Annotated in this window: 13 protein-coding genes; 9 read left to right on the top strand and 4 right to left on the bottom strand. The window is 61.2% G+C overall.

Going from position 1 to position 19,225, the window contains the following annotated elements; all coding sequences use genetic code 11:
- On the bottom strand, nt 1-5,281 hold a 5,281-nt coding region (locus ACQKP4_RS25185), incomplete at its 3' end, for a retention module-containing protein (RefSeq protein WP_427636579.1).
- A 597-nt stretch (nt 5,282-5,878) separates the two neighbouring features.
- Between ACQKP4_RS25185 and ACQKP4_RS25190 the strand changes: the two genes are divergently transcribed.
- The 3 genes from ACQKP4_RS25190 to ACQKP4_RS25200 all read left to right on the top strand — a co-directional run bounded on the left by ACQKP4_RS25190 (nt 5,879) and on the right by ACQKP4_RS25200 (nt 10,895).
- The gene (locus ACQKP4_RS25190; protein ID WP_427636580.1) at nt 5,879-7,237 is read left to right on the top strand and encodes a TolC family outer membrane protein; all 1,359 of its coding nucleotides are present in this window, start codon (nt 5,879-5,881) and stop codon (nt 7,235-7,237) included.
- 121 nt (nt 7,238-7,358) lie between these two features.
- Nucleotides 7,359-9,518 (top strand): type I secretion system permease/ATPase, encoded by a 2,160-nt coding sequence (locus ACQKP4_RS25195; protein ID WP_427636582.1) that lies wholly within the window; start codon nt 7,359-7,361, stop codon nt 9,516-9,518.
- A gap of 9 nt (nt 9,519-9,527) precedes the next feature.
- Nucleotides 9,528-10,895 carry an HlyD family type I secretion periplasmic adaptor subunit gene (locus tag ACQKP4_RS25200; RefSeq protein WP_427636583.1) on the top strand — a complete coding sequence of 456 codons (1,368 nt, stop codon included), beginning with the start codon at nt 9,528-9,530 and terminating at the stop codon, nt 10,893-10,895.
- 299 nt (nt 10,896-11,194) lie between these two features.
- On the opposite strand, the gene ACQKP4_RS25205 is transcribed toward ACQKP4_RS25200, so the two are convergent.
- Complete coding sequence (locus ACQKP4_RS25205; protein WP_427636585.1) at nt 11,195-11,791, bottom strand: tRNA-uridine aminocarboxypropyltransferase; 597 nt, start codon at nt 11,789-11,791, stop codon at nt 11,195-11,197.
- Between the two features lie 4 nt (nt 11,792-11,795).
- Nucleotides 11,796-12,689 (bottom strand): LysR family transcriptional regulator, encoded by an 894-nt coding sequence (locus ACQKP4_RS25210; RefSeq protein ID WP_007945995.1) that lies wholly within the window; start codon nt 12,687-12,689, stop codon nt 11,796-11,798.
- A gap of 355 nt (nt 12,690-13,044) precedes the next feature.
- Between ACQKP4_RS25210 and speB the strand changes: the two genes are divergently transcribed.
- From speB to ACQKP4_RS25240, 6 genes are all read left to right on the top strand, one after another.
- Nucleotides 13,045-13,995, top strand: a complete 951-nt coding sequence (gene speB / locus ACQKP4_RS25215; RefSeq protein WP_427636587.1) for an agmatinase — start codon at nt 13,045-13,047, stop codon at nt 13,993-13,995.
- 9 nt (nt 13,996-14,004) lie between these two features.
- The gene (locus ACQKP4_RS25220) at nt 14,005-14,427 is read left to right on the top strand and encodes a YybH family protein (protein ID WP_427636588.1); all 423 of its coding nucleotides are present in this window, start codon (nt 14,005-14,007) and stop codon (nt 14,425-14,427) included.
- A 55-nt stretch (nt 14,428-14,482) separates the two neighbouring features.
- Nucleotides 14,483-16,000 carry a purine-cytosine permease family protein gene (locus ACQKP4_RS25225; RefSeq protein WP_427636590.1) on the top strand — a complete coding sequence of 506 codons (1,518 nt, stop codon included), beginning with the start codon at nt 14,483-14,485 and terminating at the stop codon, nt 15,998-16,000.
- A gap of 169 nt (nt 16,001-16,169) precedes the next feature.
- On the top strand, nt 16,170-17,549 hold the full coding sequence (locus ACQKP4_RS25230) for a sodium:solute symporter (protein WP_427636592.1): 1,380 nt from the start codon (nt 16,170-16,172) through the stop codon (nt 17,547-17,549).
- Between the two features lie 83 nt (nt 17,550-17,632).
- Nucleotides 17,633-18,358, top strand: a complete 726-nt coding sequence (locus ACQKP4_RS25235; RefSeq protein WP_427636594.1) for an MBL fold metallo-hydrolase — start codon at nt 17,633-17,635, stop codon at nt 18,356-18,358.
- A 55-nt stretch (nt 18,359-18,413) separates the two neighbouring features.
- Entirely contained in the window at nt 18,414-18,665 is a 252-nt protein-coding gene (locus tag ACQKP4_RS25240) for an acyl carrier protein (RefSeq protein ID WP_427636595.1), read from the top strand.
- A 364-nt stretch (nt 18,666-19,029) separates the two neighbouring features.
- On the opposite strand, the gene ACQKP4_RS25245 is transcribed toward ACQKP4_RS25240, so the two are convergent.
- Nucleotides 19,030-19,158: a PA1414 family protein gene (locus ACQKP4_RS25245; protein WP_007914492.1), complete on the bottom strand. Its 129-nt coding sequence runs from the start codon at nt 19,156-19,158 to the stop codon at nt 19,030-19,032.
- Nucleotides 19,159-19,225: the final 67 nt, after the last annotated feature.

Consider the following 19,225-nt stretch of genomic DNA (forward strand, 5'->3'; position numbering starts at 1 on the left):
GCAGTTGGCCGTAGCTGCCAGTGGCGCTGCCGACCAGAGTGTAAGTGATCGCACCGGTGGCGCCGGTGACGGAACCGACCAGTGTGCCGGTGGCGGTTTCGCCGGTATTGGTCGGGTCGCTGCCGGTGACGGTGCCGGGCGCCAGGTCCTGGCCGTCCTGATTCAGGTCGAGGGCTTTTTCGTAGACCGTGACGTCCTGATCGACCACGGCTTTGAGGCCACTGTCGGTGACGTTGATGGTGATGGTGGTGGTGCTTTCATCGCCATCGGAATCGCGAATGGTGTAGGTGAAGGTATCGGTTGCGCCCGCCGCGCCGACCGAGTTCGGGTTGCTGTGGTACACGGCGTTGCCCGCCGCATCGAGGGTCAGGTAACCGTAGGTGCCGTTGATGTTGGTGCCCAGGCCACCGACCGCCGAGGTCGCGGTGTCGCTGCCGGCGCGCACGCCCACTACGGCGCCACCGGCTGCGGCGCCGTCGGCCCCGAACACGTCGTTGCCGAGCACGCTGATGTTGACCGTTGCACCTTCAGCGGCGGTGGCGGTGTTCGGCGCAGCGGTGGGCAGGTCATCGACGATGTTGACGTTGATCTGACCGGTCGCGGTGCTGCCGTCGGTGTCTGTCGCCACCACGTTGAAGTTTTCGGTGATGCTGTTGGCGCCGTTGGCGGTCGGATGGGTTTCGTTGTCCACCAGCGTGTAGCTGTAACTGACCACGCCGGTCGCCGGGTTGTAGCCGGTGATGGTCAGCGTGCTGCCGAGCGCGGTGACGATCGATTGCGGGAAGCCCGCCGCCACGCCACCGACCACCACATGAACGCCGCCGACATCGAGGGTTTGCAGACCGTCCAGCGCGGTCACGGTGAAGGTGCCGCTCTGGGTCAGGGCCGGTGTGTTCGGGCTGGTGCCGTCGCTGAGGTTTTTCTCGTAGACGGTCAGTTCACCGCCCGCGACGTCGAGGCCTTTGAGCACCACCGGATCGTTGTCGTTATGGATGTTCAACACCAGGTTGGCGGTGCTGGTGTCGCCGTCGGCATCGGTCAGGGTGTAGGTGAAAGTCTCGGTGCCGTTGCCGCCGCCGTGCAGGTTTTTGAAGTCGGCATCATTGGCATTCAGGGTGTAGGTGTACGTGCCGTTAGCGTTCAGCACCAGCGTGCCGTAAGTGCCAGTGAGCGTCGCGGGCGTGATCGGTCCGGCATTGGGGCCGGTCGCCACGTGGTCGGCGCCCTGGACGTCGTTGGTCAGCACGTTGCCGGTGAGGGTCACCGCGTTTTCCGAGGCGCTGTTCACGTTGGCGTCGTTCACCGCTTTGGGCACGTCATCGATGATCTTCACCACGATGATGCTGGTGGTGCTGTTGCCGAGCGAATCGGTGGCCTGATAGGTGAAACTTTCGGTCAGCGCATTCGCACCATCGTTGGCGTGCGGCGTGGTGGTCGCTGGCGATGTCAGGGTGTAGGTGTAAGTCCCGTTGGCGTTGAGCTGAATCTGGCCATAGTTACCGGTGGCGCTACCGACCAGAGTGTAAGTGATCGCCCCCGTGGCGCCGGTGACCGAACCCACCAGCGTGCCCGTAGCGGTTTCGCCGGTATTGCCCGGGTCACTGCCGATCACGGTGCCGGCCGCCAGGTCTTGCCCGTCCTTGGTCAGGTCCAGGGCTTTTTCGTAGACGGTCACGTCGGTATCGCTGACCGCTGTGATGCAGCTGTTGGAAACGTCGATGGTGATGGTGGTGGTGCTTTCATCGCCGTCGGCATCGCGCACGGTGTAGGTGAACACGTCGGTCGCGCCCGGCCCGCTGACTCCGTTCGGGGTGCTGTGATAACTCGCGTTGCCGTTGGCATCCAGGGTCAGGTAACCGTAAGTGCCGTTGATGTGCGTACCGAGGCCACCAATGGCCGAGGTCGAGGTGTCGCCACCCGCGCGCACGCCCACCACTGCACCGGTCAGCGCCGGGCCGTCGGCACCGCCGATGTCGTTATCCAGGACGTTGCCCGAGACCGTCGCGCCTTCCGCCACCGACGTGTGGTCCGGATTGGCGGTCGGCAGGTCGTCGACAATGTTGACGTTGATTTGGTTGGTCGCGGTGCTGCCGTCGGTGTCCGTCGCCACCACGTTGAAGTTTTCGGTGATGCTGTTGGCACCGTTGCCGGTTGGATGGCTTTCGTTGTCCACCAGCGTGTAGGTGTAACTGACGACGCCGGTGGTCGCGTTGTAACCGGTGACGGTCAGCGTGCTGCCGAGCGGCGTGACGATCGATTGCGGGAACCCGGCAGCGACGCCACCGACCACCACATGAATACCGCCGACATCGAGGGTTTGCAGGCCATCAAGGGCGGTGACGGTGAAGGTGCCGCTTTGGGTCAGGGCCGGTGTATTCGGGCTGGTGCCGTCGCTGAGGTTTTTTTCGTAGACGGTCAGTTCACCGCCCGCCACGTCGAGGCCGTTGAGGGTGACCGGGTCGTTGTTGTTGTGGATTTGCAGCACCAGGGTCGCGGTGCTGGTATCGCCGTCGGAGTCGGTGATGGTGTAGGTGAAGTTCTCAGTGCCGTTGCCACCGCCGTGCAGGTTTTTGAAGTCGGTGTCGCTGGTATTCAGGGTGTAGGTGTACGTGCCGTTGGCGTTCAGCACCAAGGTGCCGTAAGTCCCGGTGAAGGTGCCCGGTGTGACTGGCCCGACGCTTGGACCGGTGGCCACGCGGTCGGCACCTTGCACGTCGTTTGTCAGCACGTTGCCGTTGAGCGTCAACAGGGTTTCCGAGGCAGTGCCGGCGTTGCTGTCGTCCACCGCTTTTGGCACGTCGTCGACAACATTCACGTCAAGGCTCGCATTGGCGGTGGTGCCGTTGTCATCGACCACGGTGACGGCGAATTGCTCGGGAAGCGTGTTCGCGCCGTTAGCGGTTGGGTGGGCATCGTTACCCGTCAACGTGTAGCTGTAGCTCACCACTCCCGTGGCGCTGTCGAACCCGGTGATGGTCAGCGTGTTGCCCAACGCCGTGACAAGGCTTTGCGGGAAACCTGCGGAAACGCCGCCGACCACCACATGAATACCGCCGACATCCAGGGTTTGCACGCCGTCGAGCGCGGTGATGGTGAACGTGCCGTTTTGGGTCAACGCGGTGGAATCCGGGGCACTGCCCAGGGTCAGGTTTTTCTCGAAGACCGTCAGCTCGCCGCCTTCGACGTTGAGGCCGCCGATGGTCACCGGGTCGTCGTTGTTGTGGATTTGCAGCACCAGGGTCGCGGTGCTGGTATCGCCGTCGGAATCGGTGATGGTGTAGGTGAAGTTCTCAGTGCCGTTGCCACCGCCGTGCAGGTTTTTGAAATCGGTGTCGCTGGTATTCAGGGTGTAGGTGTATGTGCCGTTGGCGTTCAGCACCAAGGTGCCGTAAGTCCCGGTGAAGGTGCCCGGTGTGATCGGCCCGGCATTCTCGCCGACGGTCACGCGGTCGGCACCTTGCACGTCGTTGGTCAGCACGTTGCCGTTGAGGGTCAGCAGGGTTTCCGAAGCGGTGCCGGCGTTGCTGTCGTCCACCGCTTTGGGCACATCGTCGACGATGTTGACGTCGAGCGTGGCATTGGCGGTGGTGCCGTTGTCATCGACCACGGTGACGGCGAATTGCTCGGGAAGCGTGTTCGCGCCGTTGCCGGTCGCATGCGCCTCGTTCTCCGCCAGGGTGTAGCTGTAACTGACCACGCCGGTGGCGCTGTCGAACCCGGTGATGGTCAAGGTGCTGCCCAGCGGGGTGACGATGGTTTGCGGGAAACCTGCGGAAACGCCGCCGACCACCACATGAATACCGCCGACATCCAGGGTTTGCACGCCATCGAGGGCGGTGATGGTGAACGTGCCGTTTTGGGTCAGCGCGGTGGAATCCGGGGCGCTGCCCAGGGTCAGGTTCTTCTCGAAGACCGTCAGCTCGCCGCCTTCGACGTTGAGGCCGCCGATGGTCACCGTGTCATCGTTGTTGTGGATCTGCAGCACCAGGTTTGCGGTGCTGGTGTCGCCATCGGAATCGGTCAGGGTGTAGGTAAACGTTTCCGTGCCGCTGCCACCGCCGTGCAGGTTTTTGAAGTCGGGGTCGCTGGTATTCAAGGTGTAGGTGTACGTGCCGTTGGGGTTGAGCACCAGCGTGCCGTACGTCCCGGTGAAGGTGCCGCCGATGATCGGGCCGCTGTCGGGGCCGGTTGCAATTCGGTCGGCGCCCTGGGTGTCGTTGGGCAGCACGCTGCCGGTCAGGGTCAGCAGGGTTTCCGAAGCGGTGTTGGCGTTGCTGTCGTCGACCGCTTTGGGCACGTCGTCAGTGATGTTCACGTCCAGCGTGCCGGTGGCGGTGTCGCCATTGGAATCACCGGCGACCACGGTGAATTGTTCGCTGAGGTTGTTGGCACCGTCGCCGGCCGCATGGGTGTCATTGCCGTTGAGGGTGTAGCTGTAGCTGACCGCACCGGTGGCCGGGTTGTAGCTGTTGATGGTCAGGGTGTTGCCCAGCTGGGTGGTGATTGATTGCGGAAAACCGATGGCCACGCCGCCGGTGATGACGTTGATACCGCCAATGCTCAGGCTGGTCAGGCCGTCCGGCGCCGTCACGGTGAAGATGCCGTTTTGAGTCAGCGCTCCCGGATTGGCCGCAGAACCGTCGGAAAGGTTTGCTTCGTTGAGGGTCAGTTCGCCGCCCACCACTGACAGGCCATTGAGGGTGACCGGATTGTTGACCGCGACTGCTGGAGGGGGGGCGATAACGGCCGGAGTGCCATCGTCGTTCTGGACGACGGCGTCGAACCGAAACTCGGGGAATTCGGGAATGCCATTGAATCCCGCCGTCGGGAAGCCAATTGTCGGATCAACCTTGCCGCCCACTTCTTCCAGCATCACAAAACTGTGCCCGCCGCCTTGCGCCCCCGTTGGAGCCCCGGTGAAGCTTGGCCCCGCCGCCGTGGCTTCGCCGGTCTGCGTCGGGTCAGCGCCCGCCGCGATGGCTTTTTGCAGTTGCTCGACATCGGTCAGTTGCGCTTCGCTGGGCGTTACCGCCTCTGAAGTACCCACGTGCGGCGATTCGTTGGCGAGGAGATGGGGACTCATTTGCAGGCTGCTGCCACGTCCCAGGGTCAGTTCCTGGCCATTTTGCAGATGCACCGCCACCGCGCCTTCGGCCCCGGTGACCAATTGATCGCCGGCGAACAATCGATCGCCCTCGATGAGTGCGCGGCGTGTGCCGTCGCTCGCCACCGCGAACACCTGACCAATGACTTTACTGACGATACCGATGAGCGTAGCCATGTGCATTTCCTCCGCTGCCAACCGCTGTCGGCACCCTGTTTTTAGCGAAGAACGTGCTCATGGCTCGGACAAGTCGCCCGGCGGATCGCTTTCAGGACGGGCTTACCTTGGTAAACCCAGGCCCTGGCGATGGACTCGCCAAGCGTGATGCCCATGGGCGAGAAGTGCCGCTTTTTTGGATAAAACCCCAGTTGAATCAACTACATCGGGATCCTTTTTAGCGCAGCAACTTGCCCTGTGAGCAATGCGTAATGGTTCTGAAGCAGTCAAACGACAAAAAACCGTCGCCTCAGAAACATCCCGCTTCCCTCCCCTCCAGCACTTCTTCGCCCTATGTCGATAAGTGGGTGGAACTTTCCTCAACCCCTTGCAAGCGCCCTAACGCTCGTAAATCAAAGGCTTTCGAGATGAACAATGTGCTGGATTTTGCAGAGCGCATAAGTTTTTTTTGGAATAAGATCTATGAGAAATATTTCTTAGCTCCGCTCTAGAATGTTCTTAGCTCTGTTGTTACAAGAGTGAAACGGTTTTACCTATAAATGCCGTCAAATAAATGGCGACTGATAAGCACCATCAGGAATTCAGGGAGATGCACCCATGCGCGTTTTAACCCCCCTTTGCAGCGCGGTTCTGCTGGCCATGGCCTGCACATCCAACGCCCAAGCCATGTCGTTGACCGATGCCATTCAAAGCACAATTGCGACTCACCCGGAACTGGCCTCGCGTGTAGACGCGCGCCTGTCCGCGGATGAGCAAGTGAAAGTCGCCAAAGGGGGCTTCTATCCATCCGTCGATTTGAACGCCGCCTACGGGCGCGGGTACAGCGATAACACCAACACCCGGGCGTTCGGCAATCACGACACCCGAATCCTCAACTACACCCAGTCCGAGCTGCGCCTGCGGCAGATGATCTTCGACGGGTTCAACACCGCGAACGAAGTCGAACGCACCAAAGGCGTGGTCAACTCCCGTGCCTATTACGCACAAGGCACCGCTCAGGACCTGGCCCTGCGCACCATCGAGGTCTACCTCGAAGTGCTCAAGCGCCGCGAACTGGTGACCCTGGCCACCAACAACCTGCAAGCGCACTTGCGCGTCAACGACCAGATCGGCCTGCGCACCCAGCGTGGCGTCGGCAGCAACGCCGACTCCGACCAGTCCGGCGCACGCCGCGCATTGGCGCAAAACAACCTCGACACCGCCGAAGTCGACCTGGCGGACGCCGAGTCGAACTTCTACGCCGTGGTCGGACGCCTGCCCGATGAACTCGAAACCCCACCGTCGATCCGCGGCGAGTTGCCGACCACCCTGCCTGAAGCCCAGGAAAGCATGGTCGAAAACAACCCGTATCTGAAATCCGCCCAGGCTGACGTGCAATCCGCCGAAAGCCAGTACGAAGTGGCGAAGTCGCCGTTCTATCCGCGTTTCGACGCCGAAGCGGCCGTCGGCGCGAACAACAACGTGCAAGGCGATGAAGGCCACGACAACGAATGGCGCGTGGGCATCGTGATGAACTACAACCTGTTCCGTGGCGGCAGCGACAAGGCGCGACTGGCCTCCGATGCGCACCAGATCAACCAGGCGATGGACATTCGAAACAACGCCCTGCGTCAGCTCAACGAAAACATTCACCTGGCCTGGAACGCCATGGTCAATGCGAAGAAGCAGACGCCGACCGCCCGCGAATACGCCGAAACCAGCAAACGCGTACGCGTGGCTTATCAGGATCAGTTCGGCCTCGGCCAACGGACCCTGCTCGACTTGCTCGACAGCGAAAACGAGCTCTACAACGCCAACCGCCGCTACACCGAAGTGCGCTACACCGAGGAATACTCGATGTATCGCGTGCTGGCGAACATGGGCGAGTTGCTGAGCAAACAACGGGTGGTGCTGCCCGCCGACGCGATCGCCTCCTCGGAAGTCAAAAGCGAAGCACGCTTGCCTGAACTGAAATAACTCCCGTAGGAGCTGCCTCAGGCGGCGACCTTCTGATCTTGAAAAAATCAAAAGATCGCCGCCTGCGGCACCTCCTACGCCGGGCGATGTGTTGTTACCTCTGCCATCAGGAGCGATCAATTTGACCAGCATGGAATCCGGCAACACAGGTGTCGATCCCCGGCTGAGCTTCGATGACCCGCTTCTGGACGGTCTGTTGATCCTCTGCAAACTCCACGGCGCGACGGTCAGTCGCGCCAGCCTGAGTGCCGGGCTGCCACTGAACAAACAACGCCTGAGCCTGGACCTGCTGCCCCGCGCAGCGGCCCGGGCCGGTTTGCAGGCGCGCTTGCTGCGCCGCGACCTGGCGGACATCTCTCCGCTGAACCTGCCGATCATGCTGCTGCTCGACAATGGCCGCACGGCCATCCTGCGCCGCTTCGGCGACGACGGTCAGTTGCTGATTCTGCCGAGTGAAGCCGACGGCGGCGAACAGTGGGTCAGCCGCGAAGAACTGACCGAAAATTACACTGGCCAGGCGTTGTTCGCCCGGCCACGCCATGAACTTGAAGACCTGCGCTCGCCACTGGTGCCGCGCGTCGAAGCGTGGTTTCGCGACACGCTGAAACTGTCGAAATGGCTGTACAGCGATGCGATTCTGGCGAGTTTCCTGATCAACCTGCTGGGGCTGATGGTGCCGCTGTTCGTCATGCAGACCTACGACCGCGTGGTGCCGAACCAGGCCACGTCAACTTTGTGGGTGCTGTCGATCGGCCTGTTGATCGGCACCGGTTTCGAACTGGCGTTGCGGGTGGTCCGCGCGCACTTGCTGGACACCGCCGGCAAAAAAACCGACGTCATCCTGTCCGCGACTTTATTTGAACGCATTACCGGCATGTCGATGAAGGCACGCCCGGCGACCATCGGTGGTTTCGCCCAAAGCATCCACGACTTCCAGGGCCTGCGCGAATTCCTCACGGCGGTCACGCTGACCAGCCTGATCGACCTGCCCTTCGCCGTACTGATGCTGGTGGTCATTGGCTTGCTGGGCGGCTGGCTGGTGGTGATTCCGCTGCTGGCGTTCCCGCTGACCATCATGTTTGCGATGGCGATCCAGGTACGTCTGCGCGACACCGTGCAAAAAAGCCTCAGCCTCGGCGCCGAACGCCAGGCCCTGCTGATTGAAACCCTCGGCGGCCTGGAAACCCTCAAGGCGTGCAGCGCCGAAAGTGAGCGCCAGCACAAGTGGGAGAGCACCCACGGCGCCCTCACCCGCCTCGACAGCCATGCGCGCAACCTCTCGGCGCTGGCCACCAACGGCACGCTGTTCATCCAGCAGTTCTCCGGCATGGCGACCATCGTCGCCGGGGTCTACAGCATCATCGCCGGCAACCTCAGCGTCGGCGCGCTGGTGGCGACCTACATGCTCGGCAGCCGGGTACTGGCGCCACTGGGGCAGATCGCCGGGTTGATCACGCGCTATCAGCAAGCGCAACTGACGATGAAAAGCACCGATGCGCTGATGGGCTTGCCGCAGGAACGCGACGCCCGGCAGCGGCCACTGGAGCGCACGCAATTGCAAGGCGCGCTCGAAGTCAGCGGCGTGACGTTCCACTACAACGGCCAGAGCGCCCCCGCGCTGGCTAACGTCAGTTTCAGCATGAAGCCGGGCGAACGCATCGGCATCATCGGGCGCAGCGGTTCGGGTAAAAGCACGTTGGCGCGGTTGGTCATGGGTTTTTATGCGCCGGAGGAAGGCCAACTGTTGCTCGACGGTCTGGACTTGCGGCAACTGGACGTCGCCGATTTGCGCCAACAGATCGGCTACGTCGCCCACGACCTGCCGCTGCTGGCGGGCAGCCTGCGCGACAACCTGACCCTCGGCGCCCGCTACATCAGCGACTCCAGAATGCTCGAAGTCGCCGAACTGACCGGCGTCACCGAGCTGGCACGCCAGCACCCGCAAGGGTTTGATCGCCCGGTCGGCGAGCGCGGGCAGTTGCTGTCCGGCGGTCAGCGTCAGGCGGTGTTGCTGGCGCGAGCCTTGTTGCTCGACCCGCCGATCATGCTGCTCGACGAACCGACCAGCGCGATGGACAACAGCAGCGAAGACATCTTGCGGCAGAAACTCCACAGTTGGGTCCAGGGCAAAACCTTGCTGCTGGTGACCCACCGCACCTCGATGCTCAGCCTGGTGGACCGGCTGGTGGTGCTCGACAACGGGCGGATCGTCGCCGACGGTCCGAAGGAAGCAGTCATCGATGCACTGCGCAAGGGCCGCGTCGGCTCTGCGGCTGTCTAGGAGCGCCCCATGGCCCGTTCATCGTCGGACAAATCACACAACCGGGGTTACTTCGGCAGTTTCAGCAAAAGCGCCGAAAGCGAATTCATGCCGGAAACCGCCGGTGCCTCGTTGCAGGATTCTCCGCGCTGGTCGCGGATCACCGTGTGGCTGGCTGCCGGGCTGATTATCAGCGCGGTGATCTGGGCCAAGTTCGCGGTGTTGCAGGAAGTCACCATGGGCGAAGGCAAGGCGATTCCGTCGAGCAAGGTGCAGGTGATCCAGAACCTGGAAGGCGGCATCGTTACCGAAATCTTCGTACGCGAAGGGCAAATGGTGAACAAGGGCGACACGCTGCTGCGCCTGGATGACACGCGGTTTCTGTCGAACAAGGGCGAGAGCGAAGCCGACCGTTATGCGTTGACCGCGCAGGTCGAGCGACTGTCAGCGGAGGCCGAGGGGCGGCCGTTCAAGCTGTCAGAAGAAGTGATTGCCAAGGCGCCGCAAGTGGCTGAGGACGAACGTTCGTTGTTCGATCAGCGCCAGCGTCGGCTGGCCAGTGAACAACGCACGCTGAGTGAACAACTTCGGCAAAAAACCCAGGAACTGGCGGAGTTCCGCTCCAAACAGGGGCAATTCAGTTCCAGCCTGGCGCTGCTGCAAGAAGAGATGAACATGTCGACGCCGCTGGTAGGCACGGGGGCGGTGTCGCCAGTGGAAATCCTGCGACTCAAACGCAGTGCGGTGGAGATTCGCGGCTCGCTGAACGCGACGACGCTGGCAATTCCCCGGGCGGAATCGGCGATCAACGAGATCAAAAGCAAGATCGACGAATCGGAACAATCCTTCCGTTCGGACGCCGCCAAAGAGTTGAATGAGAAACGCACCGACCTGTCGAAAATCACCGCATCGAGCATTGCCATCGATGACCGTGTATCACGCACGACGGTGGTGTCGCCGGTGCACGGGATCATCAAGGTGCTGAAGGTCAACACCATCGGTGGCGTGGTTCAGCCGGGCAGCGACATGGTGGAAATCGTGCCGCTGGAAGACAACCTGCTGATCGAAGCCAAGGTGCGGCCGCAGGACGTGGCGTTCCTGCACCCGGGGCAGAAAGCGATGGTCAAGTTCAGCGCGTATGACTACACGATTTACGGCGGGTTGAGCGCCAAGCTGGAGTTGATCGGGGCGGACACGATTACCGATGACAAGGGCAACAGCTTTTATCTGATTCAGGTCCGCACCGACAAGAACCACTTGGGCGGGGATGTGAAACCGTTGCTGATCATTCCGGGGATGGTGGCGACGGTGGACATCATTACCGGAGAGAAAAGTGTGCTGGATTACCTGTTGAAACCGGTGCTCAAAGCGCGGACCGAGGCGATGCGTGAGCGTTAGCTGGTAGTTGGGATTTTTTGTGATTGTTCTGCCGCTTTCGCGAGCAAGCCCGCTCCCACGGTTGACCGTGTTTCTTCAAGGGAAACGTGATCGCCAGTGGAGAAAAGGGTGGTGGATTGCCTGCTGAAAGTGCGGACTGAGGCGATGCGTGAGCGTTAGCTGGTAGTTGGATTTTTTGTGATTGTTCTGCCGCTTTCGCGAGCAAGCCCGCTCCCACGGTTGATCGTGTTTCTTTAAGGGAAAATGCGATCCCCCTGTGGGAGCGGGCTTGCTCGCGAAGAGGCCCTCACAAGCAACGACTATTTCGGCCCATGGTTACGCTGGAAGGTCTCTTCCCCCATCGCCGCAATCTGCCCCTCGATCAATGCCTCGAACGGTTTCAACAACGCCTCGAAATTCGTCGGCGCTTCCAGCGTCTGCAACGCCTGCACAATCGCCTCTATCGTCGACAACGCCCCAGGCCCCGGTGCCTTGCGCAGCCGATACCGCGACACACCGCCCTGCGGCAAAGTCACCCGAGGCAATGCCGCCAGCAGCGGATTGAGGTGCAACATCTTGCGCGCCTTGCGCCAGGTGCCGTCCGGGACGACCAGCAATAACGGCTGGTCATTGCCGGTGCCAGCCTGCAACGGTTGCGCCTCTTCGGCCGGGAACAACAAACGCGCCTGATACCCCGGCTGATTCAACAGCGCCGGCAAATCCTCGAACACCTCGCCGACAATCAGCTCGGCATTGTTCAACCCTAACGCCGCCAACCGCGCGGTGTTCAACGCATGGTTCACTTCGCTTGGATGCTGCAACAGCAACACCCGAGTGCGGCTGTCAAGGTTGGGGATCAGCGGGCAGAGGCAATGGGTTTGTGGGCGCCGGCAGCGCGGGCAGTGGATTCTGGACATGGTTTCAAGCCTGGTTCAGTTGTGCTTTGAGCAGATCGCGGAAGGTCTGGATCAAGGGTTCGCGGCTGCGCCCCCGGCGCACGATCATCGAGAATGGCGCCTGATAACCGAACGTCGCCGGCAGCAACACCCGCAAGTCGCCCTTGTCGGCCCAGGCCTGAGCATAGTGCTCCGGCAGGTAACCGATGTAGGCGCCGGACAGCACCAGAATCAATTGGGCTTCCATACTTTCCACAGTCGCGGCGCTGTGTTTGAACCCGTGGCGCGCCAGTTCGGCCTGGCTCCAATAGCCGCGACCAACCATGCGTTGCTGGGTGATGACTTGCTCGGGGATGCGCCGCTCGGTGAACAACGGGTGGCGGCTGCTGCAATACAGCCAGTGCTGTTCGCGGTACAGCGGCATGTAGACCAGGCCGCTCATACGCGTGGAAAACGCGCCGATGGCCAGGTCGAGGCGATTGTCCTGCACGCCGAGTTGCAGTTCATACGGGCTCATCACCGACAAATGCAAATGCACCGCAGGGTGTTCCTGGCTGTAGGCGCCGATGGCTTCGGCGAAGGGCAAGGCCTTGTCGCTGACAGTGGAGTCGATGACGCCGAGGTTCAGCGTGCCGCGCAGTTCGCCCTTGAGCGCGGCGGCGTACTGCTCGAAGCCTTCGAGTTCGCCCAGCAGACGCAGGGTTTCCTGATGGAACAACTCGCCTTTGCTGGTCAGGCTGAAACCGCCACGACCGCGATGGCACAGTACCAGGCCCAGCGCCGCTTCGAGCTGGCTCATGTAAGTGCTGATCGCCGAAGTCGAGAGGTTGAGCTCTTGCTGGGCGTTGGCGAACCCCTGATGGCGGACCACGCTGACAAAGATGCGCAACAGTTTCAGGTCGGGTAAAGCGTTGGCCATCAGACACTCCAAATGCAACGAAACACGCAATACTTTGAATTACACAGATCCCTGTGGGAGCGAGCTTGCTCGCGATGAGGGCCTAACCGTCACAATCATTGCGGACTGATCGAGCAAGCTCGCTCCCACATGGGTTGCGGTGCTCAACACCTGACTGGCAGGCAGCAGGTAGTTCGCGCATGGAGACGAGTCTATCTCTGCTCCAGGCATTAGTTTAGAAAAACCTGAACTAAGTATTTGCCCGTAGCGATTCTTCCCGCGCACTACATTTCGCAGAATCGGCCCACAGCGGTGCCCGTCTATCCCGTAAACGGCGCGCCGACATAAATAAAACAACGACGATGAGGCCCTACCCGTGGACAAGATTCTTCACCAACCACTGGGCGGCAATGAAATGCCGCGCTTCGGCGGCATCGCCACCATGATGCGACTCCCCCATTTGCCTACCGCTGCCGGCCTGGACGCTGCCTTCATTGGCGTGCCGCTGGACATCGGCACCTCGCTGCGCCCCGGCACCCGTTTCGGACCGCGCGAAATCCGCGCTGAATCGGTAATGATCCGCCCGTACAACATGGCGACCGGCGCTGCGCCGTTCGATTCGCTGTCGGTGGCCGACATCGGCGACGTAGCGATCAACACCTTCAACCTGCTGGACGCCGTACGGATCATCGAAGAGTCGTACCACAACATCCTCGAACACGACGTGATCCCGCTGACCCTGGGCGGCGACCACACCATCACCCTGCCGATCCTGCGTGCCATTCATAAAAAGCACGGCAAGGTCGGCCTGGTGCACATCGACGCTCACGCCGATGTGAACGATCACATGTTTGGCGAGAAAATCGCCCACGGCACCACCTTCCGTCGCGCCGTCGAAGAAGGCCTGCTGGACCCGGATCGAGTGGTACAAATCGGTCTGCGCGCCCAGGGCTACACCGCCGACGACTTCAACTGGAGCCGCAATCAGGGCTTCCGTGTGGTTCAGGCCGAAGAGTGCTGGCACAAATCCCTGGCGCCGTTGATGGCCGAAGTTCGCGAAAAAGTCGGCGGCGGTCCGGTGTACCTGAGTTTCGACATCGACGGCATTGACCCGGCGTGGGCACCTGGCACCGGCACCCCGGAAATCGGCGGTCTGACGACCATTCAGGCGATTGAAATCGTTCGCGGCTGCCAAGGCCTCGATCTGGTCGGTTGCGATCTGGTAGAAGTCTCGCCCGCTTACGACACCACCGGCAACACCTCGCTGCTGGCCGCCAACCTGCTGTACGAAATGCTCTGCGTACTGCCTGGCGTGGTCCACCGCTGAGGATTGGCCATGAACGAGCGCGATCAGGTTTTGCAAGCGGCCGCCGCTCTGGTGGAGGCCTTTGCCCGTAACGATCGCGAAGCCTACTTCGGCGCGTTCAGCGCCGATGCCAGCTTCGTGTTCTACACCCTCGAACAGCCCCTGCTGTCGCGCGATGCCTATCAGGCGTTGTGGGACAACTGGCGCGCCGAGGATGGCTTCGAAGTGCTGTCGTGCACGTCGAGCAACGCCTTTGTCAGCCTGCAAGGTGACGTGGCGATTTTCATCCATGACGTGGCCACCGAGCTGCGCATGCAAGGGGAGCAACACTTCAGCCAGGAGCGCGAGACGATTGTTTTCAAGAAACAAGCGTCTGGCGAAAAACAACAAGGCCTATGGCTGGCCTGCCACGAACATTTGTCCGCAATGCCGGAAGGGCTGCCATCCCCTTAGCCAAAACAGGTGACGCTCACACACGATGAGCGCGCCTTTATGATCGGAGCAGATCATGAATAACAACAACAAAGACAACGACCAAAGCCTTACGCAAATTGAAACCTACGGGGTCGAACAGATCCCGGACAGCGAACGCACCGCAAGCCCGACGGACTTGTTCCGGATGATCTTCGGCGGTTCCAACACCTTTGCCACCGCCGTGCTCGGCAGTTTCCCGGTGCTGTTCGGCCTGTCATTCCAGGCGGGCGTCTGGGCGATTGTGCTGGGCGTGTTGCTGGGTTCGCTGATCCTCGCGCCGATGGGTCTGTTCGGCCCGATCAACGGCACCAACAACGCCGTGTCTTCCGGTGCACACTTCGGCGTGCACGGGCGGATCGTCGGTTCGTTCCTGTCGCTGCTGACCGCCATCGCTTTCTTCTCGCTCTCGGTGTGGAGTTCGGGCGATGCGTTGATCGGTGGCGCCAAACGCTTGATCGGCCTGCCGGAAACCGACCTGACCCTGGGCCTGGCCTACGGTCTGTTCGCGATTCTGGTATTGACGGTTTGCATCTATGGTTTCCGCTTCCTGCTGTGGGTCAACAAGATCGCGGTGTGGAGCGCCAGCCTGCTGTTTCTGCTGGGCATCTTCGCCTTCGCGGGGCCGTTCGATGTGAACTACGCCGGCACCGTGAGCATGGGCCAACCGGGTTTCTGGGCCGCGTTTATTGGCGCGGCATTGGTCGCGATGAGCAATCCGATTTCCTTCGGTGCGTTCCTCGGTGACTGGTCGCGCTACATCCCGCGCGAGACGCCGAAAGGCCGGATCATGGCGGCGGTAGTGATCTCGCAGGTCGCGACCTTCATCCCGTTCCTGTTCGGCCTGACCACCGCGACCATCGTGGCGATCACGGCACCGGACTACATCGCCGCCAATAACTACGTCGGCGGTTTGCTGGCCGTGTCGCCGAGCTGGTTCTTTCTGCCGGTGTGCCTGATTGCGGTGATCGGCGGCATGTCCACCGGCACCACGTCGCTCTATGGCACCGGGCTGGACATGTCCAGCGTCTTCCCACGCGTGCTGTCGCGGGTCAAGGCGACGTTGCTGATCGGCGTGATGTCGATTGCCTTCATCTTCATCGGGCGCTTTGCGGCGAACCTGGTGCAGAGCGTGTCAACCTTCGCCGTGCTGATCATCACCTGCACCACGCCATGGATGGTGATCATGATCATCGGCCTGGTGGTGCGTCGCGGCTTCTATTGCCCGGATGACCTGCAAGTGTTCACTCGCGGCGAGAAAGGTGGCCGCTACTGGTTCTCCCACGGCTGGAACTGGCGTGGTCTGGGTGCCTGGATCCCGAGTGCGCTGGTAGGTCTGTGCTTCGTGAACCTGCCGGGGCAGTTCGTCGGTGTGCTGGGCAATCTGGCCGGCGGCATCGACATCAGCCTGCCGGTGACGTTGGGCCTGGCTTCGCTGGTGTACCTGGCGCTGCTGAGCCTGTTTCCGGAACCTCGGGAAGTGTTTGGGCCGGACGATGCTCGTAGCAGAAGCACGGACTCGCTGGGTAAACCGGCGCTGCGCCAAGCCGCCTGATTCAACGCATACCCCCTGTGGGAGCGGGCTTGCTCGCGAAAGAGGTGTGTCAGGCAACATTGATGTCGACTGACACGACGCCTTCGCGAGCAAGCCCGCCCCCACAAAAAGCAGCACCTCAGAAACGCCTTTGTTTCACCATAAAAAAGACAATCGGAGACACGCCATCATGGCATTGGATTTATTCGTCGTACTGATCTACGCCGCCGCGATGCTGATACTCGGCTACTACGGCATGCGCAAAGCCAAGACCAACGAAGACTTTTTGGTCGCCGGTCGCAACCTCGGCCCAAGCTTGTACATGGGCACCATGGCCGCCACCGTACTGGGTGGCGCGTCCACCGTCGGCACCGTGCGCCTGGGCTACGTGCATGGCATCTCCGGTTTCTGGCTCTGCGCCGCACTGGGTTGCGGGATCGTGGCGCTGAATCTGTTTCTCGCCAAACCGCTGTTAAAACTGAAGATCTACACCGTTACCCAGGTCCTGGAAAAACGCTACAACCCGATGGCCCGCTCGGCGAGCGCGATCATCATGCTGGCGTATGCGTTGATGATCGGCGTGACCTCGATCCTGGCGATCGGCACCGTGCTGCAAGTGCTGTTCGGCCTGCCGTTCTGGATTTCGGTATTGCTCGGTGGTGGCGTGGTGGTGATTTACTCGGCCATCGGCGGCATGTGGTCGCTGACCCTGACCGACATCGTCCAGTTCGTGATCAAGACCGTCGGCCTGATGTTCATCCTGTTGCCGATCTGCCTGTACCGCGTCGGCGGCTGGGATGAGTTGGTGTTGAAACTGCCGGCGTCGAACTTCAGCTTCACGACCATCGGCTGGGACACGATCATCACCTACTTCATGATCTACTTCTTCGGCATCCTGATCGGTCAGGACATCTGGCAACGGGTGTTCACCGTCAAGTCGGCGAAAGTCGCGCAGTATGCCGGTACGGTCGCCGGTTTCTACTGCATCCTTTACGGCCTGGCCTGCGCGCTGATCGGCATGGCCGCGCACGTACTGATTCCGGACCTGGACAACGTCAACAACGCCTTCGCCGCCATCGTCAAACTGTCCTTGCCGGACGGTATCCGTGGCCTGGTGATCGCTGCGGCACTGGCCGCCATGATGTCCACCGCCAGCGCCGGCCTGCTCGCCGCTGCCACTACCCTGACCGAAGACCTGCTGCCGAAACTGCGCGGCGGCAAACCGTCGAGCCTGGGCATGAACCGCCTGTTCACCCTGCTGACCGGCATCGTCGTGCTCGGCATCGCGTTGGTGGTGAATGACGTGATCAGCGCCCTGACCCTGGCTTACAACTTGTTGGTGGGCGGCATGCTGATCCCGCTGATGGGCGCGATCTTCTGGAAACGCGCGACCACCGCTGGCGCCATCGCCAGCATGGGCATGGGCTTCGCCACGGCGCTGGTGTTCATGGTCAAGGACGGTCTGGATGCCAACACCCCGATCTACTACAGCCTCGGCGTGGGTCTGGTAAGTTTTGTGCTGGTCAGCCTGATGTCTCGCCGCCCTTCCACAGTGGCGAGCGCGATCTAAGCTGAACATAACGACTTGATGCTTTCTTCGACGGGTGTGGCGTCGGTTGCCACACCCGTTTTTTTCGTCTGGAGAAAACCTTTATGAAGATCGTTTCTCGCGATCAGTGGTTTGAGGTCAAAAGCCTGGGCGACGGCATTCGGCTGATTCACGAGCCGTACATTCGGCCGTTCTATCGCTGCAACCTCTGGCACATTCAGGGCCGTGACAAGGACTTGCTGCTGGACAGCGGTTCGGGGCTGGTGAGCCTGCGCGAGCAACTGCCGTGGATCACCGAGCGGCCATTGGTGGCGGTGGCCAGTCATTGCCACTTCGACCATATCGCCGGCCATCATGAGTTTCCTGAACGGCTGGTGCACCCGGCCGAAGCGCAGATCCTCGCTGCGCCGGATGGCGAGAACACGTTATCTACGGCGTTCGTCGGCGACGAGATGTTCGAGGCGCACCCGGATTGCCCGCTGTGCTACGCCGAATACCGGGTCAAAGCCGCGCCGGCCACCGGCATGATTGAGGAAGGGGACGTGCTGGATCTGGGTAATCGCGTGCTGCAAGTGCTGCACACACCTGGCCATTCGCCGGGGGGCATCAGCCTCTATGAGGCGGCGACCGAAACCTTGTTCAGCGGCGACATTATCTACGACGGGCCGCTGATCGAAGACGCTTACCACTCCAACCTCGATGACTACGCGCGCAGTTTGCAACGCTTGCGCGCATTGCCGATCCGCACCGTGCATGGCGGGCATTTCGGCAGTTTTTCCGGGGAACATTTGCGCACGATGATTGACGAGTGGCAGCGCTCACACGGCTGAAGCCTGCTGTACTCAACGCCAGGGACAACAACAATAACGCCCTCGAAGAACGACCATGAAAAGAGCCGCCGTACGTGCCGCCGTCCATCAATTCATCAGCCGCCTGCTGGAAGACCGGGATGACTTCGACGATGACGCCAGCCTCCTGGCGCTGGGACTGGATAAAGCGGATATCGAAGACCTGATCTTCCATCTGGAGGATGAATTGGGGCTGACGGCGTTTACCGCGGAGGAAGACCGGATGCTCAAAAGCGCTAAGACGGCGAATGATTTGAGTCGGTTTTTAGTGAGGATCGGACGGGATTAAGAAGGGTTGCCGAATCCACCGATAATTCATGACAGGAAGGCTTTTGTGGCGAGGGGCATATCTTTGGTGAAGGGTTTGCCTGTGGTAAAAGGCTTGTCTGTGGTTGAAGGGCTTGTCTGTGGTGAGGGGCTTGCCTGTGGCGAGGGGGCTTGCCCCCGTTGGGCTGCGAAGCAGCCCCAAAAACCATTCACCCCAATGTGTATCAGGCTGACGTGTTGCCGATTTGCTTTACGACTGCTGCGCAGCCGAACGGGGGCAAGCCCCCTCGCCACAACAGCCTTTCGCCACAACAGCCCCGCTCCACAAGAGCCACGCTCCACGACAAGTATCGTCGCCCGCCTGCCACAGCTCTCGCGTCGGCAATCTACCGACGGCGTTGCTGGCGTCGGCGTTGTTCGTCGTCGGTACGAATTGGCACAGGTTGCAGAGGCGGTTCGATCAAACCGAGTGCGACACCCAGGTCATGCAGCCAGTTTTGGATTTTCTCTTTCATGGTGCCCCCTTCAGGGTAGTGCCGAGCGGCTTGAATTCTGTAGCCACTTCGCACTGATAATAGTCCG

The organism is Pseudomonas sp. NPDC086278 (assembly GCF_050280905.1).
Classification (GTDB): domain Bacteria; phylum Pseudomonadota; class Gammaproteobacteria; order Pseudomonadales; family Pseudomonadaceae; genus Aquipseudomonas.

Coding starts and splice junctions, on each gene's coding strand:
- ACQKP4_RS25190 (WP_427636580.1), top strand. CDS start 5,879: ATGCGCGTTTTAACCCCCCTTTGCAGCGCGGTTCTGCTGGCCATGGCC.
- ACQKP4_RS25220 (WP_427636588.1), top strand. CDS start 14,005: ATGAACGAGCGCGATCAGGTTTTGCAAGCGGCCGCCGCTCTGGTGGAG.
- ACQKP4_RS25230 (WP_427636592.1), top strand. CDS start 16,170: ATGGCATTGGATTTATTCGTCGTACTGATCTACGCCGCCGCGATGCTG.
- ACQKP4_RS25210 (WP_007945995.1), bottom strand. CDS start 12,689: ATGGCCAACGCTTTACCCGACCTGAAACTGTTGCGCATCTTTGTCAGC.
- ACQKP4_RS25245 (WP_007914492.1), bottom strand. CDS start 19,158: ATGAAAGAGAAAATCCAAAACTGGCTGCATGACCTGGGTGTCGCACTC.
- ACQKP4_RS25205 (WP_427636585.1), bottom strand. CDS start 11,791: ATGTCCAGAATCCACTGCCCGCGCTGCCGGCGCCCACAAACCCATTGC.
- ACQKP4_RS25240 (WP_427636595.1), top strand. CDS start 18,414: ATGAAAAGAGCCGCCGTACGTGCCGCCGTCCATCAATTCATCAGCCGC.
- ACQKP4_RS25225 (WP_427636590.1), top strand. CDS start 14,483: ATGAATAACAACAACAAAGACAACGACCAAAGCCTTACGCAAATTGAA.
- ACQKP4_RS25235 (WP_427636594.1), top strand. CDS start 17,633: ATGAAGATCGTTTCTCGCGATCAGTGGTTTGAGGTCAAAAGCCTGGGC.
- ACQKP4_RS25200 (WP_427636583.1), top strand. CDS start 9,528: ATGGCCCGTTCATCGTCGGACAAATCACACAACCGGGGTTACTTCGGC.